Source organism: Streptomyces sp. NPDC028305 (genome assembly GCF_055569495.1).
The window spans coordinates 1,007,060-1,029,976 of the sequence record NZ_JBVHTN010000003.1 but is presented as its reverse complement, the minus strand read 5'-3'; the positions used below and the strand labels follow the sequence as shown (position 1 = coordinate 1,029,976).

General features: G+C 72.8%; 17 protein-coding genes. 8 read left to right on the top strand and 9 right to left on the bottom strand.

Features of this window, described 5'->3' with window-relative positions:
• Positions 1 to 195 precede the first annotated feature (195 nt).
• The gene (locus tag ACZ4WQ_RS15715; protein WP_385345102.1) at positions 196 to 942 is read right to left on the bottom strand and encodes an SDR family oxidoreductase; all 747 of its coding nucleotides are present in this window, start codon (positions 940 to 942) and stop codon (positions 196 to 198) included.
• A gap of 99 nt (positions 943 to 1,041) precedes the next feature.
• Between ACZ4WQ_RS15715 and ACZ4WQ_RS15710 the strand changes: the two genes are divergently transcribed.
• Positions 1,042 to 1,944: a LysR family transcriptional regulator gene (locus ACZ4WQ_RS15710; RefSeq protein WP_398376733.1), complete on the top strand. Its 903-nt coding sequence runs from the start codon at positions 1,042 to 1,044 to the stop codon at positions 1,942 to 1,944.
• Between the two features lie 545 nt (positions 1,945 to 2,489).
• Here ACZ4WQ_RS15710 and ACZ4WQ_RS15705 read toward each other — a convergent pair.
• Entirely contained in the window at positions 2,490 to 4,598 is a 2,109-nt protein-coding gene (locus ACZ4WQ_RS15705; RefSeq protein ID WP_398376735.1) for a WD40 repeat domain-containing serine/threonine protein kinase, read from the bottom strand.
• A gap of 65 nt (positions 4,599 to 4,663) precedes the next feature.
• Complete coding sequence (locus ACZ4WQ_RS15700) at positions 4,664 to 6,661, bottom strand: WD40 repeat domain-containing serine/threonine protein kinase (RefSeq protein ID WP_398376737.1); 1,998 nt, start codon at positions 6,659 to 6,661, stop codon at positions 4,664 to 4,666.
• Between the two features lie 197 nt (positions 6,662 to 6,858).
• Here ACZ4WQ_RS15700 and ACZ4WQ_RS15695 point away from each other — a divergent pair, with 197 nt between their 5' ends.
• Together ACZ4WQ_RS15695 and ACZ4WQ_RS15690 are read left to right on the top strand one after the other, a co-directional pair.
• Positions 6,859 to 7,470, top strand: a complete 612-nt coding sequence (locus ACZ4WQ_RS15695; protein WP_311725143.1) for a TetR/AcrR family transcriptional regulator — start codon at positions 6,859 to 6,861, stop codon at positions 7,468 to 7,470.
• Complete coding sequence (locus tag ACZ4WQ_RS15690) at positions 7,467 to 8,360, top strand: sigma-70 family RNA polymerase sigma factor (protein ID WP_311725144.1); 894 nt, start codon at positions 7,467 to 7,469, stop codon at positions 8,358 to 8,360. Before ACZ4WQ_RS15695 ends, ACZ4WQ_RS15690 begins: the two co-directional genes overlap by 4 nt.
• A 33-nt stretch (positions 8,361 to 8,393) precedes the next feature.
• Here ACZ4WQ_RS15690 and ACZ4WQ_RS15685 read toward each other — a convergent pair whose 3' ends face one another.
• The gene (locus ACZ4WQ_RS15685; protein ID WP_358849316.1) at positions 8,394 to 9,119 is read right to left on the bottom strand and encodes an alpha/beta hydrolase; all 726 of its coding nucleotides are present in this window, start codon (positions 9,117 to 9,119) and stop codon (positions 8,394 to 8,396) included.
• Between the two features lie 139 nt (positions 9,120 to 9,258).
• On the opposite strand from ACZ4WQ_RS15685, the gene ACZ4WQ_RS15680 reads away from it, so the two are divergent.
• Positions 9,259 to 10,110 carry a helix-turn-helix domain-containing protein gene (locus ACZ4WQ_RS15680; RefSeq protein ID WP_398376741.1) on the top strand — a complete coding sequence of 284 codons (852 nt, stop codon included), beginning with the start codon at positions 9,259 to 9,261 and terminating at the stop codon, positions 10,108 to 10,110.
• A gap of 38 nt (positions 10,111 to 10,148) precedes the next feature.
• Positions 10,149 to 10,946: a sulfite exporter TauE/SafE family protein gene (locus ACZ4WQ_RS15675; RefSeq protein WP_398376743.1), complete on the top strand. Its 798-nt coding sequence runs from the start codon at positions 10,149 to 10,151 to the stop codon at positions 10,944 to 10,946.
• On the opposite strand, the gene ACZ4WQ_RS15670 is transcribed toward ACZ4WQ_RS15675, so the two are convergent.
• The gene (locus tag ACZ4WQ_RS15670) at positions 10,873 to 11,445 is read right to left on the bottom strand and encodes a hypothetical protein (protein ID WP_358849319.1); all 573 of its coding nucleotides are present in this window, start codon (positions 11,443 to 11,445) and stop codon (positions 10,873 to 10,875) included. The two genes, ACZ4WQ_RS15675 and ACZ4WQ_RS15670, sit on opposite strands and share 74 nt — an antisense overlap.
• Before the next feature lie 30 nt (positions 11,446 to 11,475).
• Positions 11,476 to 12,258: a TetR/AcrR family transcriptional regulator gene (locus tag ACZ4WQ_RS15665; RefSeq protein ID WP_358849320.1), complete on the bottom strand. Its 783-nt coding sequence runs from the start codon at positions 12,256 to 12,258 to the stop codon at positions 11,476 to 11,478.
• A gap of 136 nt (positions 12,259 to 12,394) precedes the next feature.
• Between ACZ4WQ_RS15665 and ACZ4WQ_RS15660 the strand changes: the two genes are divergently transcribed.
• Entirely contained in the window at positions 12,395 to 14,629 is a 2,235-nt protein-coding gene (locus ACZ4WQ_RS15660; RefSeq protein ID WP_385351684.1) for an ATP-binding cassette domain-containing protein, read from the top strand.
• Between the two features lie 13 nt (positions 14,630 to 14,642).
• Here ACZ4WQ_RS15660 and ACZ4WQ_RS15655 read toward each other — a convergent pair whose 3' ends face one another.
• From ACZ4WQ_RS15655 to ACZ4WQ_RS15645, 3 genes are all read right to left on the bottom strand, one after another.
• A complete protein-coding gene (locus ACZ4WQ_RS15655) occupies positions 14,643 to 15,134 on the bottom strand; it encodes a GNAT family N-acetyltransferase (RefSeq protein ID WP_385351675.1) in 492 nt (163 codons plus the stop codon).
• A gap of 32 nt (positions 15,135 to 15,166) precedes the next feature.
• Positions 15,167 to 16,240, bottom strand: a complete 1,074-nt coding sequence (locus ACZ4WQ_RS15650; protein WP_311725155.1) for a LacI family DNA-binding transcriptional regulator — start codon at positions 16,238 to 16,240, stop codon at positions 15,167 to 15,169.
• Positions 16,241 to 16,805: 565 nt separating this feature from the next.
• Complete coding sequence (locus ACZ4WQ_RS15645) at positions 16,806 to 18,113, bottom strand: MFS transporter (RefSeq protein ID WP_398376748.1); 1,308 nt, start codon at positions 18,111 to 18,113, stop codon at positions 16,806 to 16,808.
• A gap of 267 nt (positions 18,114 to 18,380) precedes the next feature.
• Here ACZ4WQ_RS15645 and ACZ4WQ_RS15640 point away from each other — a divergent pair, with 267 nt between their 5' ends.
• Together ACZ4WQ_RS15640 and ACZ4WQ_RS15635 are read left to right on the top strand one after the other, a co-directional pair.
• Positions 18,381 to 19,187, top strand: a complete 807-nt coding sequence (locus tag ACZ4WQ_RS15640) for a putative protein N(5)-glutamine methyltransferase (RefSeq protein ID WP_398376750.1) — start codon at positions 18,381 to 18,383, stop codon at positions 19,185 to 19,187.
• A 273-nt stretch (positions 19,188 to 19,460) separates the two neighbouring features.
• Entirely contained in the window at positions 19,461 to 22,898 is a 3,438-nt protein-coding gene (locus ACZ4WQ_RS15635; protein ID WP_398376752.1) for an AfsR/SARP family transcriptional regulator, read from the top strand.
• Positions 22,899 to 22,917: the final 19 nt, after the last annotated feature.

Here is a 22,917-nt window from a genome sequence, read left to right as displayed (position 1 = left end):
AAGGGGGCGCCCCCCGGGTGGCAGCGGGCGTCGATCAGCGCTCGTGCCGACCGGCACGGCATCGGCGGCCACGGCGTGGTCAATGTTCTCGGGAACGGCAGGACACGCCCCGGGGCCATGCGGACACCCAAGCAGCTACAGCGGGTTTTCGAGCTGGACGACACCGGGGCCGACGAACCTATGCGGTCAGAGCACCTAGAGTTGCGAAGCCCCTCCGTCGACAGGGAACTCCGTTCCCGTCGAGAAGGTCGCATCGAACGCCAAGTACGCCACCGCGGCGGCCACTTCCTCGGGCGTCCCCAGCCGCTGCATCGGGATGGTGCTCCGGTAGGTGTCCTTCGTCGCCTCGACGACGTCGGCGGGCAGCGAGGAACGGTCCAGGATGCCCGAGTCGATCGGGCCGGGGCTCACGGCATTGACGCGCACCTTGCGCGGAAGCAGTTCGCGGGCCAGGGTGCGCGTCATCGACCGCAGGGCTGCTTTGCTCGCCGAGTAGACACTGAGCGCGTCGAGGCCCAGGACGTTCACCACCGACGTGGTGAGGACCACGCCGCTTCCCTCGCGCAACAGCGGCGCCAACGCCTGCACTGTGAAGTACGGGCCCTTGGCGTTGATGCCGAACAGCTCGTCGTACATCTCCTCCGTCGTCGAGTCGAACGGCGCGGACGCAGTGACGCCGGCGTTGACGAACAGCGCGTCCACCGCGCCGAACCGCTCCTGGACCGTGCCGGCCAGCGCCTTGATGTCCTTCAGGGACGCGGCGTCGCTACGGACGGCGATCGCCTTGTTCCCCAACTGCTCCAACGCGGCGTCCAGGGTGGATCTGGTGCGGCCGGTGATCAGTACGTGCGCCCCACCGTCCGCGAACAACCGGGCCGTAGTCAGGCCGATACCGCTGCTTCCGCCCGTGATCACGATCTTCTTGCCGTCATAAGTGGTCATGCCCTCCAGCCAAATATCCACCCGCACACCATGTCCAAGACCTGTTCCGTATGTCGTCATGTCCCAGGCGTATGGCGGCGCGCGACGTACCCTGGGCGAATGGACGTTGATCTGCGGCTCGTGCGCTATTTCACGGTCGTGGCGGAGTACGGCAACTTCGGCCGGGCCGCCGCCAGGCTGCACCTGGCACAGCCGTCGCTGAGCCGCCAGATCCAGCGACTGGAAGCTCAGCTCGGTGTCCGGCTCTTCGACCGCTCGCCGCAGGGCAGCAGCCTCACCGACGCCGGTCAGGCCTTCCTTCCCAGGGCCCGGATGCTGCTCCAAGAGGCCGAGCAAGCCGCTCACACGGCCAGAGCCGCCGTCCAGCCCCGTACCATCACCGTCGGCTACGCCGAAGGACTGGTCATCACCGCCTGTGTGCAGGAACTGCGCCGTCGGCACCCCGACGGCCAGGTCCGCACCCGGCACCTCGACTGGCGGGACACGCACGCCCTCGCCGAGGGGCGGGTCGACGCCCTCGTCGCATACAGACCCCTGCCCTTGCCCACGGACGGCTTCCGGGTGACCAAGCTCCACGAGGAGTCGCGGGTACTCGTCACGTCGGCGAGTCATCATCTGGCGAACGAGAAACCCGTCAGCCTGCGGGCTCTGTCGGACGAGGAACTGGTGGCCTGCGTCAGCACTCCGGTTGTCTGGAGCACGCCCAAGCCGGTCGGCGACCGTCCGGCACCACCCCCGCCCGCAATCGACGACAGCTACGAGGACAAGCTGGAACTCATCGCCACCGGCCACTGTGTCGCGATCTTCCCTGCCGGCGATCGACGCGCTGCTGTGCGCGAGGACATCGCGCTGGTGCCCGTCATCGACATCGATCCCTGCGAGGTCGTGCTCGTCACGCGCGCTGACGACCCCAACCCGCTGCTCGGATCACTGGAAGACGTCGCACGTACATTGCTCGGCACAGCCTCCCGACGGGAGAACAACGAACTGCCGGTCAACTGACCTCCTTGCCTCTGCGCGGTGTTCCACAGGGCTGTCGCCGCGCTGTACGGTCAGCGGGGCCGTCGACCGCTCCAGTGTGGGCCGACTCCATCCCACCCCAGACGGCGCCGCCGCGACCCCGGAAGACGCTCTGGCCGGCGCCCCGTCGGGTGCGGGCCAAAACCGTGCGACGCGGAGCTGTCGCCGCTGGCGGGACATCCCACGCCGGCAGCCGTGACGGTGCGCTCGGACGAGCCCGTTTCACTGGACCCGCTGAGGGACTGCCCCCGGCTGTACGGGTTGGATCTGTCCCGGGCCGCGGTTGTGCGGGATCTCGAGGTGGTCGCCCGGATACCGGGCCTGCGTTATCCGGCGATGCGGCCGGACCAGTGGCGGCAACTCGTCGAGAGCGCCGGCCCGCCGCCCGCCCTGGCCGCCGCCGTGCCGGCCGACGCCTCCTTGCCCGAGACGCCGGCCGAGTGGGCGGCTCGCCTCGGCGGCGATCCGGACGACATACGCACTACACCGGCCGGCTGCCGGACCGCGCATAGGACCGGAGCAGGGGCTCAGGGGACCGCGAAGAGGCGGACGGTGTCCTTCGTGCCGGGGCTGCTGCCGCTGCCGAGGCCCGCCGCCAGGGTCTTGCCGTCCGGGCTGAACGCCACCGCCTCAAGGGAGTTGGGGCAGGTGAAGGTGGCCGTCGACTTCCCCGTGGCCGTGTCCCACAGCCGGGCGGTCTCGTCCCGGCCGGCGCTGGCCAGGGTGCGGCCGCTCGGGTGGAACGCGAGTGCGTTGACCCAGTCCTTGTGGCCCTTGAGGGTGACGACGTCCTGACGGGTGGCGGCGTTCCACAGCCGTATGGTCCCGTCCAGCTGCGCGATGGCCAGGAGCTGGTTGTCCGGGCTGAACACCGCGATCCGGTGGGACGTGTGCTCGTCGATGGTCACCAGGGCCCGGCGGGACGGCATCTCCCACAGCTTCAAGGGGAACGCGCTGACCAGGAGCTTGCCGTCCGGGCTGAAGGCCAGCGGCCCGCTGTACTGGCCCTCGATGATGTCGAGTTGCCGGCCGGAGGCCAGGTCCCACACATACAGGCCCTCGGAGAGGCCCGCGACCAGGGTCTCGCCGTCCGGGCTGAGGGCCAGGGAGTGGACGAAGCCCTCCTGGGCCTTGCCGGTCGGGGGGCCGTCGAAGGTCTTCACCATGCGGCCGGAGGCCACATCCCACGAGATGACCTTGTTCTTCTCCGCCCGCACCAGGAGCTTGAAGTCCGGGGTGAACAGGGCGGGCTGGAGGTACGGGGGGATGCCGACGCGGGTGCTGGTACCGCGCTTGGCGGGTACGTCCCAGCGCCAGATGCCGCCGTCGTCACCGGAGGCGAGCAGGGTCCTGGCGTCCGCGCCGAAGGTGAGGGCCTGGACGCCCGACGGGCCCTCGAGGACCACGCCGTCCGCGCCGGAACCCGACGAGGATCCGGAGCCGGACGTGGAGTTGCCGGAGTTGCCTGAGTCGCCGGAGGTGCCGGAGTCGCCCCCCTCCCGCAGGTAGAGCGGGACCCCGATGGCTGCGGCCACGGCCGCGCCCGCCAGTCCGGCGATGAGGAGCCCGCGTCGGGTCACCCCGTCCGTGCCCGCGCCGGGCGCGGGCGGGGCCGGCCAGTCGGGTGCGTGCGCGGGCGGCTGCGGGATGGCCGGCGGCGCCGGTCGTGACTGCCCCGGGCAGGCCATGAGCAGCGTCTGCTCCGGGGGAGTGCCGGTCCGTGTTCCCTCCGGGGCGGCGCCCACGCGCAGCGTCTGCTCCTCGGTGGCCGGGAGCGGCGGCCGCTCCGGTACGGCGGGCGGCCGGACCGCCGTACCGGAACGGCCGCCGGACGTGGGCCGGCCCGCGAACCGGGCCGGGAGGTCGGCGACGGACGGGCGCTCGGCGGGGTCCTTGGCCAGGCACGCGGTCAGCAGGGCATGGAGCTCGCCGTCGAGGCCGTCGAGCACGGGCGGCTGGTCCAGGATCCGCTGGACGACCTCCACCAGGTCCGGCGCGTCGAACGGGCTGTGGCCGGTGGCGGCGAAGGCCAGGACCGAGCCCAGGGCGAAGACGTCGCTGGCCGGCCCGGCCCGGTCGGCGCGGATCTGTTCCGGCGACATGTAGGCGTAGGTACCGATGACCGTGCCGGTCTCCGTGAGCGAGCTGGCGTCCACGGCGCGGGCGATGCCGAAGTCGATGATGCGCGGGCCGTCGTCGGCGAGGATGACGTTGCCGGGCTTCATGTCCCGGTGGACCAGGTCGCATGTGTGGATGGCGGCCAGCCCCTCGGCCAGCCCCGCGCCCAGGCGCAGCACGGCGTCGGCTTCGAGCGGGCCCCGCCCGGTGACCACCTGGTGCAGCGTGGGGCCCGGGACGAACGCCGTGACCAGCCAGGGGGATGCGGCCTGGGGGTCGGCGTCGACGACCTGCGGCGTGTGAAAGCCGCCGACCCGCCGGGCCGCCTCCACCTCGCGGGCGAAGCGTGCCCGGAACTGCGGGGTGGCCGCCAGCTCCGGCCGGATGACCTTCACCGCGACCTTCCGGCCGCCCGGCGACGTACCGAGGAAGACCTGCCCCATGCCGCCCGCGCCCAGCCGGCCGTCCAGCCGATAGGGACCGACCCACTGCGGGTCGTCGGGCTTCAACGCATCCATGGATACCGTCCGTTGAGGAGTGAAGAGGGCGAAGGGGGCAGGCGGAGGTCCGTGGGAGACACCGTCTACGGGAGCTTCCACAGCTGGATCGAGGTGTCGGACTCCTCCGACACGGCGCTCAGGTTGAGCCCGGCCGCCAGCGTCGTGCCGTCCGGGCTGAACGCCAGCGCCGAGACCGAGGTGGTGTAGTCGGACTTCGGCATGACGCCGGTCAGGGTGGTGGCGACACGCTCCGTGGACACGTCCCAGAGGCTGATGGTCTTGCCGATGGTGTCGCTCGCCTTGGGCTCGATGTTGCCGCCTGCGCCCGCGACCACCGCTTTCCCTGCCGGACGGTACGCCGCCGCGACGATGTACGGGTGACGGTCGGTGAGCGTCGTGGTGAGGCGTCCGGTGTCCACGTCCCACAGCCGGATGCCGGGACCGGCGGCGACGAGGGTCTTCCCGTCCGGGCTGAACGTCACCCAGGAGTAGTTCTTCTTCCGGTCGGCGGCGAAGGTCCTGACGAGACGGCCGGTGTCGGCGGACCAGAGCCGTACGGGGCCTTTGCCGGTGTCGGCGGCCACGCTGGCCACGGTCTTGCCGTCCGGGCTGAACGCGAGCCCCTGAACGCTGCCGGTGTGCCCGTCGAGGGTGGCGGTGGGGCGGCCGGTGGATGTCTTCACGAGTTGCAGCCGGTGGTTGTCGCGGCCGACGGCGAGGGTCGTGCCGTCCGGGCTGATCGCCAGGCTGGTGACACCGTCGAACTGGCCGGTGTACGAGGCGAGGACACCCATCGGCGCGCCGGTGCGCACGTCCCAGCGGCGCAGGGTCTGGTCGAGGCCGCCGGTGAACAGCGTCTGGCCGTCCGGGCTGTAGACCAGGGTCAGGACGGTCGAGGTGTGGCCCTGGTACGTGGTGATGGTGCGGCCGGAGGTGATGTCCCACAGCCGCACCGTGTTGTCCATGCCGCCGCTGGCCAGGGTCCGGCCGTCCGGGCTGAAGGCGAGGCATTCGACCTGGCCGGTGTGGCCGGCCAGCCGCGCCACCGGCTTGGTGGGGTCCTTGGCGGTGTCCTTGGTGGTGCCCTTGGCGGAGGCGGGGGTCGCGCCGCGGCCGCCCTTCGGCTCGGTCTTCGCCCCGGAGTCAGGCCAGAGCAGGAACGCGGGGACGGCGACCGCGGCCGTGGCGGCGGCCGCGACCCCGCCGAACAACAGGGTGCGCCGCGTACGTGGCGCGGTGGCGGCAGTGGCGGCGGCGGGAGGCGCGGCCGGTCCGGTGACCGAGAGCCGGTGCAGGATGTCGGCGGCGGACGGGCGCCCGGCGGGGTCCTTGGCCAGACAGACGCTGACCAGGGAATGCAGGCTGCCGCCCGCGACGAGACCGTCCAGCCGGGGCGGTTCGCTGGTGACGCGGTGGATGATCCCCGGGACGGTCGACGCGTCGAACGGGCTGCGGCCGGTGGCCGCGAAGACCAGGACGGAGCCGAGGGAGAACACATCGCTGGCGGGCGAGACCGGGGTGGAACGCACCTGCTCGGGCGACATATAGGCGTAGGTCCCGATGATGGCGCCCTTGCGGGTCAGCGGTCCGGCCTCGGAGGTGTGGGCGATGCCGAAGTCGATGATGCGCGGGCCGTCGTCGGCGAGGATGACGTTGCCGGGCTTCAAGTCCCGGTGGATCAGGCCGCAGTTGTGGATGGCGGCCAGGCCCTCGGCGAGTCCCGCGCCGAGGCGCAGCACGGCGTCGGGGGCGAGCGGGCCGTTCTCGGTGACGACCTGCTGAAGCGTGGGGCCCGGAATGAACTCGGTGACCAGCCAGGGGGATTCGGCCCCGGGGTCGGCGTCGACGACCTGTGCGGTGTGAAAGCCGCCCACGAGCCGCGCGGCCTCCACCTCGCGGGCGAACCGTTCCCGGAACCGCGGGGTGGCCGCCAGCTCCGGCCGGATCAGCTTCACCGCGACGTTCCGGCCGGCCGGCGACGTACCGAGGAAGACCTGCCCCATGCCGCCCGCGCCCAGCCGGCCGTCCAGCCGATAGGAGCCGACGCGCTGGGGGTCCGAGGGGCCTAGTGGCTCCGCCATGCGCTACTCGAATCTGCCAGGACGGATGGGGCGTTCACGCCCGGTATTGAACCATGCCGCCGAGTGCGCGGGTCCGCTGTGCGCCTGTCCTGCGGCCGGGCGGTGGCGGCGCGGAGTGGCTGTCGGGCCCCTGCTCTGGCATCATGAGCAAACGGAACTATGTTCCGGTAAGGAAGGGTATAGGAGGGAGCGGCCCGATGGGCTACAGCGGCGATAGCGCGGGGCGCGCGGCCCGGTCCAAGCGGGCGGACGCCCGGCGCAACGAGGAGACGCTGCTCGACGCGGCCGCCGCGGTCTTTGTCGCGTCAGGCGTGGAAGCGCCGGTGCGCGACATCGCGGCCAAGGCCGGAGTCGGGATGGGCACCATCTACCGCCACTTCCCGACCCGGGCGGATCTCATCGTCGCCGTCTACCGGCACCAGGTCGAGGCCTGCGCCGAGGCCGGTCCGGCCCTGCTGGCCACCAGCGAGACGCCGCACGCCGCGCTGGCGCGCTGGATCGACCTCTTCGTCGATTTCCTGGTCACCAAGCACGGGCTCGCGGCCGTGCTCCAGTCCGACAACACCGGCTTCGAGACACTGCACTCCTACTTCCTCGACCGCCTCCTGCCCGTGTGCGCCGAGTTGCTCGACGCCGCGGCCGCCGCCGGTGAGATCGGCTCGGACGTGGAGGCCTACCAGCTCATGCGCGGCGTCGGAAACCTCTGCATCGGCGCCGAACACGATCCCCGCTACGACGCACGTCGACTCGTCGGGCTGCTCATCGCGGGACTGCACCGACGGACCGGACCGCGAGGATGTGACGGGTGAGCGAGAAGGAACTTCTGGCCCAGCGATTCGAGGAGCACCGCTCCCATCTGCGCGCGGTCGCTTACCGCATGCTGGGCTCGCTCAACGAGGCGGACGACGCCGTCCAGGAGACCTGGCTGAAGCTGAGCCGCTCCGATGTGTCCGAGGTGCGGAACCTGGGCGGCTGGCTGACCACCGTGGCGGGCCGGGTGTGCCTGGACATGCTGCGCTCCCGCGGTTCGCGCCGTGAGGAGCCGCTGGAGGACCAGGACGGGGTGATCCGGCTGCCCGACCCGGTCGTCAGCGGCCCGGGCGGCGTGGACCCCGAGCAGGAGATGCTGGTCGCCGACTCGGTGGGCATCGCCCTCATGATCGTTCTACAGACCCTCGCGCCCGCCGAGCGGCTCGCGTTCGTCCTGCACGATCTGTTCTCCGTGCCCTTCGACGAGATCGCCCCCATCCTGGGCCGCACCCCGGCCTCCACCCGGCAGCTCGCCAGCCGCGCCCGCCGCCGGGTGGAGGGGGCCGCGCCCGCGGCCGACACCGATCTCGCCCGCAGGCGCGAGGTCGTGGACGCCTTTCTCACCGCCTCGCGCGGCGGTGACTTCGACGCGCTCCTCGCCGTCCTCGACCCCGACGTCGTGGCGCGCTCCGACGGCGGCACGCTGCGGCCCAGCCTGCTGCGGCGCGGCGCGGCGGATGTGGCCTCGCAGGCGATCACCTTCGCGCGGTTCGCGGAGGCCGGGCACGCGGTGCTGGTCAACGGCTCGCCCGGGGTGGTCGCGATCGCGGAGGGCCGCGTGGTGTCGGTCATGGCGTTCACGATCCGGGGCGGCAGGATCACGGCCCTCGACATCCTCACCGACCCCGAGCGCCTCGCGCGCATCGACGTCGGCGCGCTGGGCGCCTGACCCGCCTCGGGGTGCGTCCGGCGGTGGCGCGGGTCAGCCGAGCCGGAGCAGCAGTTCGGCGAGGTCGGCCGGCGTGGTGATCATGCAGTCGTGGCCGGTCGCCAGCTCCCACACCCGCGCCGGGGTGCCGTTGGGCTGTATCGCGGGGACGGGCCGCCGGGTGAAGCCTTCCGGCTCGCCGACAACGCAGTGGATGTGCGTGCGAGGGATCGTGTTCGCGGCCGGGTTGTCCAGCCGGACCGGCTGCTGGAGGCAGCGCACCGGCTGATCCGACAGCATGGTGCGCAGCCATGCGACGTCCGCCGGGTCGGTGACCCCGAACAGTCCCATGGGCGGCGGCAGCTCGGGGAGCGGCGGGATTCGCCAGCCGCTGTCGGACTTCAGGGCGCGGTCGATCTGGGCCTGGGCGACGGGGAGGACATCGACCGCGGTCTCGCCGTCCTCCGGGACCATCGCGTCGAGGTAGACCAGATGCGCGATGCGGTCCGGGATCCGGTTGGCCGCGGACGAGATGACCAGCCCGGCGTAGCTGTGGCCCACGAGTATCACCTCGGTGAGGTCTTCCTCGGTGATCAGGGTGACGACGTCCTCGACGTGCGTGTCGAGCCCTACCTCGGGGCTCAGCAGATGCGCTTTGTCGCCGTAGCCGGTCAGCGTCGGCGCGGCCACCCGGTGTCCGGCCGACGCCAGCAGCGGGACCACCCGCTCCCAGCACTGTCCGCTGTGCCAGGCGCCGTGCACCAGCAGATACGTGGACATGGTTTCGCTCCTCGCTGTCGCTTGTGGGGCTTGTCGCCCGACCACGCTGCCGCCCGGGCTCCGGCCGAGCCAGGACCCCCGCGATCCTGGGGGTGACGGGACCAGGCACAGGCGCACTGTTGCGCATTACGGTGGCGAGATGACCGACGAACCGAACCTGTTGGGCGATTACGTACGCGCCCGCCGTGAGCTCGTCACTCCTGAACAGGTCGGTATCCAGGTGGTGGGGGTACGGCGCGTGCCGGGCCTGCGCCGGGAGGAGGTCGCGATGCTCGCCGGCATCAGCGCCGACTACTACCTGCGCCTGGAACAGGGCCGCGACCGCAACCCGTCCGCGCAGGTCCTGGAGTCCCTCGCGAGCGCACTTCAGCTCGACGACGACGGGACGGCGTACCTGCTGCGCCTTGGCGCCGACAAACCCCGGCGGCACCGGCGCCCGCGCCGGAAGGAGACCGTCCCTCCGGGCGTCGCCAAGCTCGTGGCCACGCTCCCGCTGCCCGCGTTCGTCGAGGGCCGCTACTTCGACGTGCTCGCCGCCAACGCCCTGGCGGCCGCCGTGTCACCGCGCCTCACGGTGGGAGGCAACCGCCTGCGGGACGCGTTTCTCGACCCGGCCGAGCGGGCCCTCTACCCGGACTGGGAGAACGCCGTCGTGGGCATGGTCGCCGGGCTCCGCGAGTCCGTCGGGACCGACACGGACGACCCCCGCTTCATCGAGCTCGTCGGTGAGCTCTCCCTCGCCAGCCCCCGCTTCAGCCGGCTGTGGGCCCGCCACGACGTGGTGGTGTGCGAAGGCGAGACCAAGCGCATCGACCACCCCCAGGTCGGTCTCCTGCGGCTGAACCGGGAGCGGCTGGGCATCGGCGGTACGGCGGGCCAGAGCCTCATCGTCTTCCACCCGGACCCCGGCACCGACAGCGCCGACAAGCTGGCGCTCCTCGCCTCCGCCGTACGGACGCCCTCCGGCGGCCGCGTCGGGACGGGTGCCTGAAGGCGCTGAACAGCGGGGGCTTAGCATAAGCCCCTGGCATGGACACCATTACTCTCTGGGAATTCGTCGCGCTCGCCGGGGCGGCGACGCTGGTCGGCCTCTCGAAAACCTCCGTCAGCGGCGCCAACACCGTCAGTCTCGCGATCTTCGCGGCCGTACTGCCGGCGCGTGAGTCGACCGGGATTCTGCTTCCCCTGCTCATCATCGGCGACCTGTTCGCCGTGTACACGTATCGGCGCCACGCCGACTGGGCCACGCTGGTGCGGCTGTTTCCCGCGGTGGCCGTCGGGGTGGTGGCGGGCACGGTGTTCATGCTGTGGGCCGACGACGCCGCGGTGCGCGTCTCGATCGGGGTGATTCTGCTCGTCATGGCCACGGTCACGCTCTGGCGCCGGCGTGCGGCGAGCCGGGCGGCGGGGGAGAAGGCGGCCGGGGAGAAGAAAGAGGCGACAGAAGAAGGTCAGGCCCAGGGGCGGAGCGGCGCGCGGCTCAAGGCCGGGTCGTACGGGGTGCTCGGCGGCTTCACCACGATGGTGGCCAACGCGGGCGGCCCCGTCATGTCGATGTATCTGCTCTCGGCGGGCTTCCGGAAGCTCGGTTTCCTGGGGACCTCGGCGTGGTTCTTCCTGATCGTCAACGTCGCCAAGGTGCCCTTCAGCGTCGGCCTCGGCCTGATCGACGGACGCTCGCTGCTGCTGGACGCGGGCCTGGCCCTGTGCGTCATACCCGGGGCGTTCCTCGGAAAGGCGATCGCGGACCGGATCAACCAGCTGCTCTTCGAGCGGCTGGTGATCGCGGCCACCGTGGTGGGCGGCGCCCAGCTGCTGCTGCGCTGAGACGGCGCGCCGTCCGCTCCGCCCGCGCCGCCCGCGCGGTGGCGCGCAGGGACGCCTCGTACTGCCGCCGGGCGAAGACGAACGGGCCGAGGCCCGTGAGGTCCCAGTCGTCGCGGCGGACATTGCGGAAGTCCGACCACCGCACGACCGCGTCGTCCACCTCGACCCGGGCCACCAGCGCCCAGCACTCGTCCACGCCGCACGGGCAGGTCAGCAGCAGCGTCTCGTCGTCCCGCCACACGTCGGTGGCCCCGTCGACGGGCTCGCCCAGCAGATGGCGGCTGGGCCAGGCGCGGCCGTCGGCCCGGGGCAGCGCATAGGCGCCGGCCAGCAGCGGGACGGGGTCGGGGGCGAAGTCCGCCGCGCTTTCGCGCTGCTCCTCGACCGCGTACGGAAGCTCCGCCTCGCGTACGAGGTCGAGCAGGCCGGTGCCGTCCACGACGATGTCGATGACATGGAAGCGGTGGGGTCGCGGCAGACGGAACTCGATGGTGTGCATCGCGGCCATGCTACGTCCGGCGGATCCGCCTCAAGCGCCGCCGCCGCGTGACTCGATGAGTGTGGCGAGGCCGTCCAGAGTCCGCTCCAAGCCGAAGCGGAAGCTGTGTTCGGGGCTGTACGCGGCCTCGTGGGCCTCGCCCGCGGCGTTGCCGACCCGGGCCGCGAGGGGATAGCGCTCGGCGTTGAAGACCCTGGCCAGGAGGGGTGCGTTGGCCTCCCACCACTGTGCGTCGGACATCGCGCTGTCCCGGTGGGCCGCCTGGGCGTCCAACTCGGCGCGGACCGCGGAGTGGACGAACTGGAGCAGAAAGGTCAGCGCCGCGTCCATCTCGATGTCGGTCAGGCCCAGGCCCTCGAACGCGGCCAGCTCGTGCTCGTACTTGGCCATCACCCCGGGGCCGAGCGGCGGGCGGACGGTGGGCAGGGACGCCACCCAGGGATGGCGGCGGCACAGCCCCAGGTTCTCCCGTGCGACGGCCCCGACCCTGGCGCGCCAGGGGTCGGCCGGGCGCTCGGCGCGCTCCATCTCCAGGTAGGCGGAGTCCAGCATGAGGTCCAGCAGCTCGGCCTTGCCCGGGACATACGTATAGAGGGTCATCGGTGTGACGCCGAGGCGCTGGGCCACAGCGCGCATGGTCAGGGCCTCCAGGCCGCCGGAGTCGGCGAGCTCGATGGCGGCCCGGACGACCGCGTCGACGCTGAGCACCTGCTTGGGGCCGCGGCGGGGTGGCGCGTCCGCGGTCGCGGGCTCGCGCCACAGCAGTGCCAGGGTGCGGGCCGGGTCGCCCGCGCCGCTGCGTTCCTTGGCCATGTTTACCGTTCCTCTCCCGGCCATGCTCCCCCGCTGTACTCTGTACGCCGTACAGAGTACAGCGTACGAAGATCCTGTTCCAGGAGGAGAAGCCGTGAACACCACGTCCGGACCCCGCCCGGCCGACAGCCACCATATGATCCAGGTCCGCGGAGCCCGAGCGAACAACCTCAAGGATGTCTCCCTGGACATCCCCAAGCGCAGGCTCACGGTCTTCACCGGAGTGTCGGGGTCCGGGAAGTCCTCGCTGGTCTTCGGCACCATCGCCGCCGAGTCACAGCGCCTCATCAACGAGACGTACGCGGCCTTCATCCAGTCGTTCATGCCGAACCTGAACCGCCCCGACGTGGACGGGCTGCACAATCTGAGCGCCGCCATCGTCGTCGACCAGGAGCGGATCGGGGCCAACTCGCGCTCCACCGTGGGCACCGCCACCGACGCGTACACCATGCTGCGGATCGTCTTCAGCAGGCTCGGCGCCCCGCACATCGGAACGTCCTCCGCCTTCAGCTTCAACACCCCCGACGGCATGTGCCCCACCTGCGAGGGGCTCGGCCAGGCGTCGAAGATCGACATCGACCAGCTGGTGGACCGCGAACTCTCGCTGAACGAAGGGGCCATCACCGTCCCGAGCTTCGGCGTGAACTCCTGGTACTGGCAGGTCATGGCCCAGTCCGGCTTCCACGACCCGGACAAGAAGCTCAAGGACTTCACCGAGGAGGAGTGGGCGGACTTCCTCCACAAGGAGTCCACCAAGATCAAAGTCGGCTCCATCAACGTCACCTACGAGGGCCTCGTCCCCAAGATCCAGCGGCTCTATCTCTCCAAGGACCGCGAGTCGATGCAGGCCCACATCCGCGCCTTCGTGGACCGGGCCGTCGTCTTCGCCGACTGCTCGGACTGCGGCGGCACCAGGCTGAGCGCCGCCGCGCTGTCCTCGACCATCGACGGGGTCAACATCGCCCAGTGCTCGGCCATGCAGATCAGCGACCTCGCCGAGTTCATACGGTCCATCGAAGACGCCTCGGTGGCCCCGCTGCTGGGCAATCTGCGGAATCTGCTGGAGTCGCTGGTCGAGATCGGGCTCGGCTATCTGAGCCTCGACCGCTCCTCCGCCACCCTCTCCGGCGGCGAGGCGCAGCGGGTCAAGATGGTGCGCCACCTCGGCTCCAGCCTGACCGATGTGACCTATGTCTTCGACGAGCCGACCATCGGCCTGCACCCCCACGACATCCAGCGGATGAACGACCTGCTGCTGCGGCTGCGCGACAAGGGCAACACGGTGCTGGTCGTCGAGCACAAGCCCGAGGTGATCGCGATCGCCGACCATGTCGTGGACCTCGGCCCCGGGGCGGGCGCGGGCGGCGGCGAGATCTGCTTCAGCGGGGACCTGGCCGGGCTGCGCGCCTCCGACACCCTCACCGGACGCCACCTGGAACACCGGGCGCGGCTGCGCGAGACGGTGCGCACACCGCGCGGGCGGCTGTCCATCGAGGGCGCGGACCGGCACAACCTGAAGAGCGTCGACGTGGACATCCCGACCGGCGTGCTGACCGTGGTCACCGGCGTGGCCGGCTCGGGCAAGAGCTCACTGATCCACGGCTATCTGGCCGGGCGGGACGGGGTGGTGGTGGCCGACCAGTCGCCCATCCGCGGATCGCGCCGCTCCAACCCGGCCACGTACACCGGGCTGCTGGGCCCGATCCGCACCGCCTTCGCCAAGGCCAACGGCGTCAAGGCCGCGCTGTTCAGCGCCAACTCGGAGGGCGCCTGCCCCAACTGCAACGGCATCGGGCTGATCTACACCGACCTGGCGATGATGGCCGGGGTGGCCTCGGTGTGCGAGGAGTGCGAGGGCAAGCGGTTCACGCCCGAGGTGCTCACCTACACGCTGCGCGGCAGGAACATCAGCGAGGTGCTGGCCATGTCGGTGGCGGAGGCACACGAGTTCTTCCCCTCGGGGCAGGCACACGCCGTCCTCGGGCGGCTGGTGGACGTCGGGCTGAGCTATCTGCGGCTCGGCCAGCCCCTGAACACCCTCTCCGGCGGCGAGCGCCAGCGGATCAAGCTGGCCATCCACATGGCCGAGAAGTCCTCGACGTACATCCTCGACGAGCCGACCACCGGGCTGCACCTGGCGGACGTCGACAAGCTGCTGGCCCTGCTGGACCGCCTCGTCGACGACGGCAACACGGTCGTGGTCATCGAACACCACCAGGCCGTGATGGCCCACGCCGACTGGCTCGTCGACCTCGGCCCGGGCGGCGGCCACGACGGTGGGCAGGTGGTGTTCACCGGCACCCCCGCCGACCTGGTGGCCGGCGCGGACACGCTGACCGCCCGCCATCTGCGGGAGTACGTGGGAGCCTGATGTTCCGACGTGGTCAGCGCGGGGCGGTGAGCCGGAGCCGATAGCCGACCCCAGGGCGCCCGTTGATCTCGATGTCCTCCACGCCCGTGAACCCGCTGCGGCGGAGCACGGCCGTGGAGGCGAGGTTGTCGCGGGTGGTGATCGCCCTGAGGGCCGTGAGCCCGTACGACTCGACGGCCAGTCGGCAGACCTCCGCCACCGCGGCCGTCGCGACCCCGCGTCCCGCGGCCCGCTCGGCCACGCGATAGCCGAGCTCGGCGACGCCCTCCTCGACGTCCACCAGATTCACCCGGCCGACCAGCTCTCCCGCCTCGTCCAGGACCACATGGAAGTGGCACACACCGGCGTCCTGCTCGGCGAGCCGAAGACGGTGGTAGGAGGCGAACTCCGCGAAATACGCGTCGCCACGGTCCGAGATGGACCGCGTGAAGTACTCCCTGTTCTCCCGCTCGAAAGCGAGCAGGGCGGGGGCGTGATCCGCCCGGAGCCGTTCCAACCTCACCATGTTCCGGAGCATACGGGGCCCGGGGCCGACGGTCAGGTCACTTTCTCGGCGGCGGCGGGGGCGGGGGCCGGCGCGGGGCCGGTGCTGTGGCGGACGACCAACTCGGTGGGGATGTCCACCCGGACCCCGGGCTCGGGCGCGTGATGGAGCTGGTCCAGCATCAGGGCCAGGCAGCGGCGGCCGACCTCGGCGAAGTCCGTACGGACGGTGGTCAGCGGCGGCAGCAGATGCGCGGCCTCGGGGATGTCGTCGTAGCCGACCACGCTGACGTCCTCCGGCACCCGGCGCCCGGCCTCGTGCAGGGCGCGCAGCACGCCCACCGCCATCTGGTCGTTGGACACGAACACGGCGGTGACCTCCGGGCGCCCGGCCACCCGGCGGCCCAGCTCATAGCCGGAGTCCGCGCTCCAGTCGCCGAACAGCGGCTCGGGCGCGACGGCCCCCGCGTCCTTCAGGGCCGCCCGCCATCCGTCGAGGCGGGCCTCCGCCGCGATCCAGCCGACCGGGCCCGCGATATGCCAGACGGTGCGGTGGCCGAGGCGCAGCAGGTGTTCGGTGGCCTGACGGGCCCCGGACGCCGAGTCCCCGGCGACCACCGGGACCCGCTCCCCGAAGCTCTTGTCCAGAGTGACCAGCGGAATGTCATGGCCCGACTCGACCAGGGCCTGGCTCACCGAGCGCTGCGGCGCGATGGCGATCACGCCGTCGGCGCCCTCGCCGAGCAGCCGGTCCAGCGCGCCCGCCACGGACGTCCGGTCGGCGGCGGTCAGCGCGATCGTGCTGACCAGGTAGCCGGCCGACTGGGCCGCCTCGTTGATGCCCGCCAGGATGGCGGCCGGGCCGAAGCGGGTCGCGTCGAAGGAGATCACGCCGAGCATCCGGCTGCGCCCGCTGGCCAGCGTGCGGGCGCTGGCGGTCGGGCGGTAGTCCAGCTCCGCCATCGCGGCCCGCACCCGCTCGCGGGTCTCCTGCCGCACGCTGGGGTGGTCGTTGAGCACCCGCGAGACGGTCTGGCCGGAGACGCCGGCGAGCCGGGCGACGTCCGCCATCACGACCCGCGAGCCGGCCGTGGCCCGGCGTCGCCGTGTCCGGGCGGGCTCCGCCATACCGGGCCTTCCTTCCTGTCCGCTGTGTCTGCCCTACACCCTAGGGGGTGGCCGATGGATCATTCCCCTCCCCGCCCCTTCCCTCAACTGGGGCTCCGCCCCAGACCCCGGGGTCTGGGGCGGAGCCCCTGCCACGCGGCGGAGCCGCAGTGCGAAACGGCTCCTCCCACCCTGCCGATCTGCGGCTCCGCCGTGTCTGGTGCGCCGCCCCAGGCCCCCGGAGTCCAGGGGCGAAGCCCCCCCACGCGGCGGAGCCGCACATCGACACGGTTTCCCGGCCAATGGCCATCTGCGGCTTCGCCGCGTGGGGGCGCCGCCCCAGACACCCGGGGTCCAGGGGCGAAGCCCCCCACGCGGCGGAGCCGCAGATCGACACTGCGGGAAGGGGCGGGGAGGGGAACAGATCCGCCGGACACCCCTGGGCCCTGCGGTCCGGGGCCCCGCAGGGTGTGTCGGCGGCCGCCGAGCGGCCTCGCGCAGGGGCGCGGTGAGCCACGCGGGCCGGGCGGCGCCGGGGAGCCGACGTCCGGGTGCCCCCGGCCGCGCATAGCGCGTCCGCGCCGCGCTACGACGTCTCGCCCACCCGGTCGCCGGCCCCCGGGCGGGCGGGTTCGGGGGATGGCCTGGCGGTGTCCGTCGGGCGGCGCGTCGCGGTGGCGCGGATCAGCCATACCGTCGTGGCCAGGCAGATCGCCGACACCGCGGCCAGGATGAGCGGCACCGACCGGATGCCGGACAGCTCGATGGCCTTGCCCAGCGCCGGGCCCGCGGCCACGCCGCCGACCATGGAGGCCGCGATGACCAGCGCCCCGGCCCGGCGGGCGCGCGGGGCCGCGTCGTTCAGCCAGGGCAGGCCGGTCGGGAAGATCGGCGCGATGAACAGGCCGACGCCCGCGTACGCGTACGGGGCCAGCGCGGGCACCGCGGCGAGCAGCAGGCACGCGGTCATGCCCGCGCAGCTGACCGCGATGATGGACCGGGCGGGCCAGCGCAGCGCGAGCGGCGCGACCAGGAAGCGCCCGACCGTCATCATCAGCCAGTAGACGGAGGTGGCGGAGGCGGCCGCGGTGGCGCCGTAGCCGACGGTCTCCAGGTGGGTGGGCTCCCAGCCGCCGACGCCCGCCTCGATGCCCACGTGCAGGACGTACAGCAGGACGAAGGCGCCCAGCACGGTGGCCAGGCTGCGGGACCGGACATCGGCGGCGCGGCTCGCGCCGTCCGCCCCCGTGGCCTCGTCCGTGCGCGGGGGAGCCCCGTCCCGCACCCCGGCCAGGCACAGCAGCAGCGGCAGGGTCAGCGCGGCGAAGCCGAGGAAGATCGCGGTGTAGCGCTCCGCCCCGACCAGGCCGATCAGCGCCGGGCCGAGGATCGCGCCGATGCCGAAGTGGGCGTTGAGGATATTGAGCATGGCGGTGCTGCGGCGCCCGAAGCCCACGGCGAAGAGCTGGTTCAGGCCGTAGTCGATGCCGCCGAAGCCGAGCCCGGCAACCAGCGCCATGGCGAGGGCGGCGGGCCATGTGGGGGCGAGGGCGAAGCCGGCCGCGCCGAGGGCCATCAGCAGATACGAGCCGCCCAGGAGCTTGCGGTTGCCGATCCGGGCGGCGGGGGCGGCGGGGTCGGCGCGGCCGAAGAGCCGGTCGAAGACGAGGACGCCCGCGACCCCGCCCACGAAGTGCGCGCTCAGGCCGAGACCGGCGGTGGAGGGCGAGAGGCCGAACTCGTCGCGGAAGGCGGGGATCGACGGGCCGTAGAGCGCCTGGAGCGCGCCGATCAGGATGAAGCCCACACAGGACGCGACCACGGCGGCGCGGCTGAACAGCGGGGTCTCGTCGTCGGGTCGGGGGAGCGGAGGCGTGCTCGGAGGCTTGTCCACGACGGGAGTGTTACCGCTAACATTCCGCCCGTCAAGGCATCCGCCGCAGCCCGGGGCACACCGCCGCGGCTCCCCTCGGGGCGGGGGCCCGCACACGGTTGCGCCACCGAACGCCTCGGGTAAAGTGTTCGCGGCTTCAGTAGCGAACGACCGAGGAGGTGAGACCCATTACCGCTGTGTCAGGTCGGGTGCTCTCATCTCACGGCCGTGCGGTCCCTCAGGGATAGGTGACCGCGGGAGCGCCCACAGGCGTTCCGAAAGGCTCCCATGTCGGTTTCACCGTCACTTCTCCCCCTCTCCACCATCGTCACCAGGCTCCGGGCCGTCGGCTGTGTCTTCGCCGAGGACGAGGCGCGGCTGTTGGTCACCACGGCGCGCACCCCCGACGAACTCGCCGCCATGGTCGACCGCCGGGTGGCAGGTCTCCCCTTGGAGCACGTCATCGGCTGGGCGGAGTTCCACGGTCTGCGGATAGCCGTGGACCGCGGCGTCTTCGTGCCCCGCCGGCGCACCGAGTTCCTCGTCGACCAGGCCGTCGGCCTCGCCCGGAACGGGTCCGTCGTCGTCGACCTGTGCTGCGGCTCGGGCGCGGTGGGCGCCGCGCTGCTCGCGGCGCTGGGCCCCGCCTCGCCGATCGAGCTGTACGCCGTCGACATCGAGCCCGCCGCGGTGCGGTGCGCGCGGCGCAACATCCCCGCCGGGGACGGCCGGGTGTACGAGGGCGACCTCTACGAGCCGCTGCCCGCCGCGCTGCGCGGCCGCGTCGACGTCCTGGTGGCCAACGCCCCCTACGTGCCCACCGACGACATCCGGCTGCTGCCCCCTGAGGCCCGCGACCACGAGCCGCGCGTCGCGCTCGACGGGGGCGCGGACGGGCTGGACGTCCAGCGGCGGGTGCTCGCCGAGGCCACGCGGTGGCTGGCGCCGGGCGGTCAACTGCTGATCGAGACCAGCGAGCGCCAGGCGCTGCAAACCGCCGAGACCTTCGCGCGGTACGGGCTGGTGCCGCGGGTCGCCGGGTGCGAGGAGCTGAGCGCGACCGTGGTCATCGGCACCAGGCCCGCCACGGTCTGATCCGCGTCCGCAGGGCCCCTTGGGAGGAGGCGCACGTCGGCGCGTCCCCCAACGCGCCGACGTGCAGAGGCCGCCGACCTGCCATCCCCCGTCAAGCAGGTCGGCGGCTCCCGAGGCGCCGCTCCGTTCCCAACCGGAGCCGCTGAGAACACTCTGCCGTACCGGACTTGGACGAAATCTTGAGGAAACCTTGGACGGCACGGCACGCGGCGTCCCGGATTCGCGAGAAGATCAGGGGGCGGGGGGAGAGACCAAGGGTGGGGAGAGGCTCATATGGAGTTCCGGGTCCTCGGCCCGGTTGAGGCGTGGACCGGAAACCGGCACGTCGACCTGGGGCACGCCAAGCAGCGCAGTGTGATCGCGGTCCTGTTGGTGGAGGCCAACCGCGTCGTACCCGCAGGGCAGTTGATCGACCGGGTGTGGGGCGAGGAGCCCCCGGCGTCCGTGCGCAGCGTGCTGTACGGCTACGTGGCGCGGCTGCGGGCGGCGCTGCGCGCTCTGGAAGAGGGCGCGGCGGGGGCGGTGGAGCCGGACGGGGCCCGGCTGGCGCGGCGCTCCGGCGGCTATGTGCTGGAGGTGGCGCCCGAGTTGGTGGACCTCCACCGGTTCCGCGGCCTGGGCGCCGAGGCCGCGGCCATGGAGGAGGACCCCACGCGCGCCGCCCGGCTGCTGCGCGGGGCTCTTGGGCTGTGGCGCGGGGAGGCCCTCTCCGGGCTGTCCGGCGACTGGGCCTGGAACATGCGGGAGCGGCTGGGCAGCGAGCACATCGCGGCCCGGCTGGCGCTGGGCGACGCGGAGCTGCGGCTGGGCCGGCACGGCGAACTGCTGCCCGAGCTGCGCGACCTGGCCGCCGCCCACCCGCTGGACGAGCGGGTCGTACGGCAGCTGATCGTGACGCTGTACCGGTGCGGGCGGCAGGCCGAGGCGCTGGAGGTGTACACGCGTACGCGCGAGCGGCTGGCCGATGAGCTGGGGGTCGACCCCGGGCCCGAGCTCCAGGCGCTGTACCAGCGGATCCTGGTGGGCGACCTCGATGTGCGCGCGCCCGCGCAACCGTCCGCGCCCGCGCAGCCCTCGTCCCAGGCCACCTCGGCCGACCCCGTGCCGCCCGGCCCGCAGGACCACAGCGGGCCGCGGCTGATCCCCGCCGAACTGCCGCGCGCCGTGCCCGGCTTCACCGGCCGCGCCGAGGCCGTCGCCCGGCTGCACGCCCTCGTCCCGCCCGACGGCCCGGCGCCCGACACCGGCACGGTGGTGATCTCCGCGATCGGCGGCACCGCGGGCGTGGGCAAGACCGCCCTCGCCGTGCACTGGGGCCACCAGGTGCGGGAGCGGTTCCCGCACGGCCAGCTGTACGTGGACCTGCGGGGCTTCGACGGCAGCCGCGAGCCGCTGCGCCCGCGCGACGCCCTCGGGCAGCTGCTGCGCGGGCTGGGCCTCACGCCGCAGGAGATCCCGGCCGACGAGGACGAGATGATCCTCCGTTACCGGTCGCTGCTGGTGGACCGGCGGATGCTGATCCTGCTGGACGACGCGGTCTCCGCCGAGCAGGTGCGCCCGCTGCTGCCCGGCGGGCCTTCCTGTCTGGTCGTGGTGACCAGCCGCAACCGGCTGAGCGGCCTGGTCGCGCGGGAGGGCGCGCGCCCCCTCATGCTCGACGTACTGTCCCCCGAGGAGGCGCACGCCCTGCTGGTTGCCGTCCTCGGGGAGCCCCGTGTGGCGGCCGAGCCGGAGGCCGTGGCCGAACTCGCCCGGCTGTGCGGCTGCCTCCCGCTCGCGCTGCGCGTGGCCGCCGCGCAGCTCGCCTGCGAGCCCGGCCGGCGCGTCGCCGACCTGGCGGCCGAGCTGGCGGAAGGCAGCAGGCTGGCGGTGCTGGAGCTGGAGGACGACGAACGGTCCGCGGTCCGTGCCGCCCTCGACCTGTCGTACCGGGCCATCGCCCCCCGGGCCCGGCTGCTGTTCCGGCGGCTGGGCCTGGTCCCGGGCCTGGAGTTCGACGCCGGGGCCGCGGCGGCGCTGCTGGACGACGCCGAGGCGCGGGCTGCGGAGGTGCTGGCCACCCTCGCGGGCGCGCATCTGATCGAGTCGCGCGGGGAGGGCCGTTACGGCTTCCACGACCTGCTCCGCGAGTACGCCTGGGAGCGGCTGGAGTCCGACGGCCCGGCGGGGGAGTCGGCGGCCGCGCGGGACCGGCTGTACGCGTGGTATCTGCTCGCCGCGGACGCCGCGGGGCGCATCCTGTATCCGCAGATCCCCAGGCTGCCGCGCGAGATGGGCGAAGCGGCCTTGGGGGACCCCGAGGATGGGCCGTACGCCCCGTTCGCCGCGGGCTCGGAGACGTTACGCATTCCCAGGGTGCACGCACCGATGCGGCTCGCCGACGAGATCGAGGCCATCGTGTGGCTGGAGGCCGAGCGGGCCAATCTCCTGGCCGTGATCGAGCGGACCGCACGCCAGGGGCCGCGCGCGGTGTCATGGCATCTGACGGACGCGCTGCTCGGCTACTTCTGGCTCTGCCTGCCCCGAGGCACCTGGCAGGTCACCGCGCAGAGCGCGCTGGACGCCGCCGTCGCCGAGGGCGACCGGCGCGGTGAGGCCGCCATCTACTACAACATCGGCTTCGCCCTGTGGGACCTCGGCGTCCTCGGCCAGTCCGCCCTCCACCACAACCGCGCCATCGAGCTGCACCGCGTCATCGGCTGGTCTCCCGGCGAGGCGGCGGCCCTCGGCGGACTGGCGTACGTGGAGTGGGAACAGGCCCGGCTGGACGACGCGCTCCGGCACTTCGACGCCGCGCTGGCGATCCTGCGCGAGCTCGGGCAGACCGACGCGGAGGCGCTGGCGCTCATCGGCGTCGGCCTCGTCCACCGGGACATGGGCCGGCTGCCGGAGGCCGTGAGCGACCTGGAGACGGCGCTGCACATCCGGCGCAAGGCCGGAGTCCGCTACGAGGCCAATCACCTGGACAACCTCGGCATCGCGTACTGGGAGGCCGGGCGGCTGCGCGAGGGCCTGGAGGTCCTCGCCGAGGCCGTGGCCATCAACGAGGCCGTCGGCTACCGCAACGGCCACGCGGTGGCGCTCCTGGTCACCGGCCGCATCCATCTGGAGGGCGGGCGCCACGAGGAGGGGCTGGAACACGGCGAGCGCGCGCTGCGGCTCGTCATGGACACCGGGAACCGCCGCATCCAGTCCGACGCCCTCAACACCATCGGTGAGGCGCACCGGCGCGCCGGGCGCGGCGACCGGGCGGCCGAGAGCCATGAACGCGCGCTGCTCGCGGCGCGCGCCGCGCAGAACCGGCGCGCGGAGGCGGACAGCCTGCTGGGCCTGGCCGCCGCCCACCGCGCCCTCGGCCACGCCGAGGCCGCGCTCGCCCGGGCGGACGAGGCCCGGCAACTGGCGCGGCGCAGCGGCTTCCGGCTGGTCGAGGGGCAGGCCCTGACCGAACTCGGCGAGATCCACGCCGCCGCAGGGCAGTACGCGGAGGCGCTCGCCTGCGCGGCCGAGGCGGTGGCCGTGCAGCGGGAGTCGGGCCACCGGCTGGGCGAGGCCCGGGCCCTCGAGGTCATCGGCCGGGTGCCGGACGCCGTGCCGGACCTGGCCGCAGGCGAGGAGGGGATGGCGGCCGGGGACGGCGGCCGGGCCCGGGCGGCCCGGCGCCGCGCGGAGCGGATCTACGCGGCCACGGGCGCGCGGCCCGCGGGCTGACCCGGCCGTCCGGCTCCAG

Excerpts from the sequence above, each read along its gene's own strand:
- ACZ4WQ_RS15655 (WP_385351675.1), bottom strand. The coding sequence starts at position 15,134 with ATGGTGAGGTTGGAACGGCTCCGGGCGGATCACGCCCCCGCCCTGCTC.
- ACZ4WQ_RS15680 (WP_398376741.1), top strand. The coding sequence starts at position 9,259 with ATGACCGACGAACCGAACCTGTTGGGCGATTACGTACGCGCCCGCCGT.
- ACZ4WQ_RS15635 (WP_398376752.1), top strand. The coding sequence starts at position 19,461 with ATGGAGTTCCGGGTCCTCGGCCCGGTTGAGGCGTGGACCGGAAACCGG.
- ACZ4WQ_RS15705 (WP_398376735.1), bottom strand. The coding sequence starts at position 4,598 with ATGGATGCGTTGAAGCCCGACGACCCGCAGTGGGTCGGTCCCTATCGG.
- ACZ4WQ_RS15675 (WP_398376743.1), top strand. The coding sequence starts at position 10,149 with ATGGACACCATTACTCTCTGGGAATTCGTCGCGCTCGCCGGGGCGGCG.
- ACZ4WQ_RS15710 (WP_398376733.1), top strand. The coding sequence starts at position 1,042 with ATGGACGTTGATCTGCGGCTCGTGCGCTATTTCACGGTCGTGGCGGAG.
- ACZ4WQ_RS15660 (WP_385351684.1), top strand. The coding sequence starts at position 12,395 with ATGATCCAGGTCCGCGGAGCCCGAGCGAACAACCTCAAGGATGTCTCC.
- ACZ4WQ_RS15700 (WP_398376737.1), bottom strand. The coding sequence starts at position 6,661 with ATGGCGGAGCCACTAGGCCCCTCGGACCCCCAGCGCGTCGGCTCCTAT.
- ACZ4WQ_RS15715 (WP_385345102.1), bottom strand. The coding sequence starts at position 942 with ATGACCACTTATGACGGCAAGAAGATCGTGATCACGGGCGGAAGCAGC.
- ACZ4WQ_RS15665 (WP_358849320.1), bottom strand. The coding sequence starts at position 12,258 with ATGGCCAAGGAACGCAGCGGCGCGGGCGACCCGGCCCGCACCCTGGCA.
- ACZ4WQ_RS15640 (WP_398376750.1), top strand. The coding sequence starts at position 18,381 with ATGTCGGTTTCACCGTCACTTCTCCCCCTCTCCACCATCGTCACCAGG.
- ACZ4WQ_RS15685 (WP_358849316.1), bottom strand. The coding sequence starts at position 9,119 with ATGTCCACGTATCTGCTGGTGCACGGCGCCTGGCACAGCGGACAGTGC.
- ACZ4WQ_RS15670 (WP_358849319.1), bottom strand. The coding sequence starts at position 11,445 with ATGCACACCATCGAGTTCCGTCTGCCGCGACCCCACCGCTTCCATGTC.
- ACZ4WQ_RS15650 (WP_311725155.1), bottom strand. The coding sequence starts at position 16,240 with ATGGCGGAGCCCGCCCGGACACGGCGACGCCGGGCCACGGCCGGCTCG.
- ACZ4WQ_RS15695 (WP_311725143.1), top strand. The coding sequence starts at position 6,859 with ATGGGCTACAGCGGCGATAGCGCGGGGCGCGCGGCCCGGTCCAAGCGG.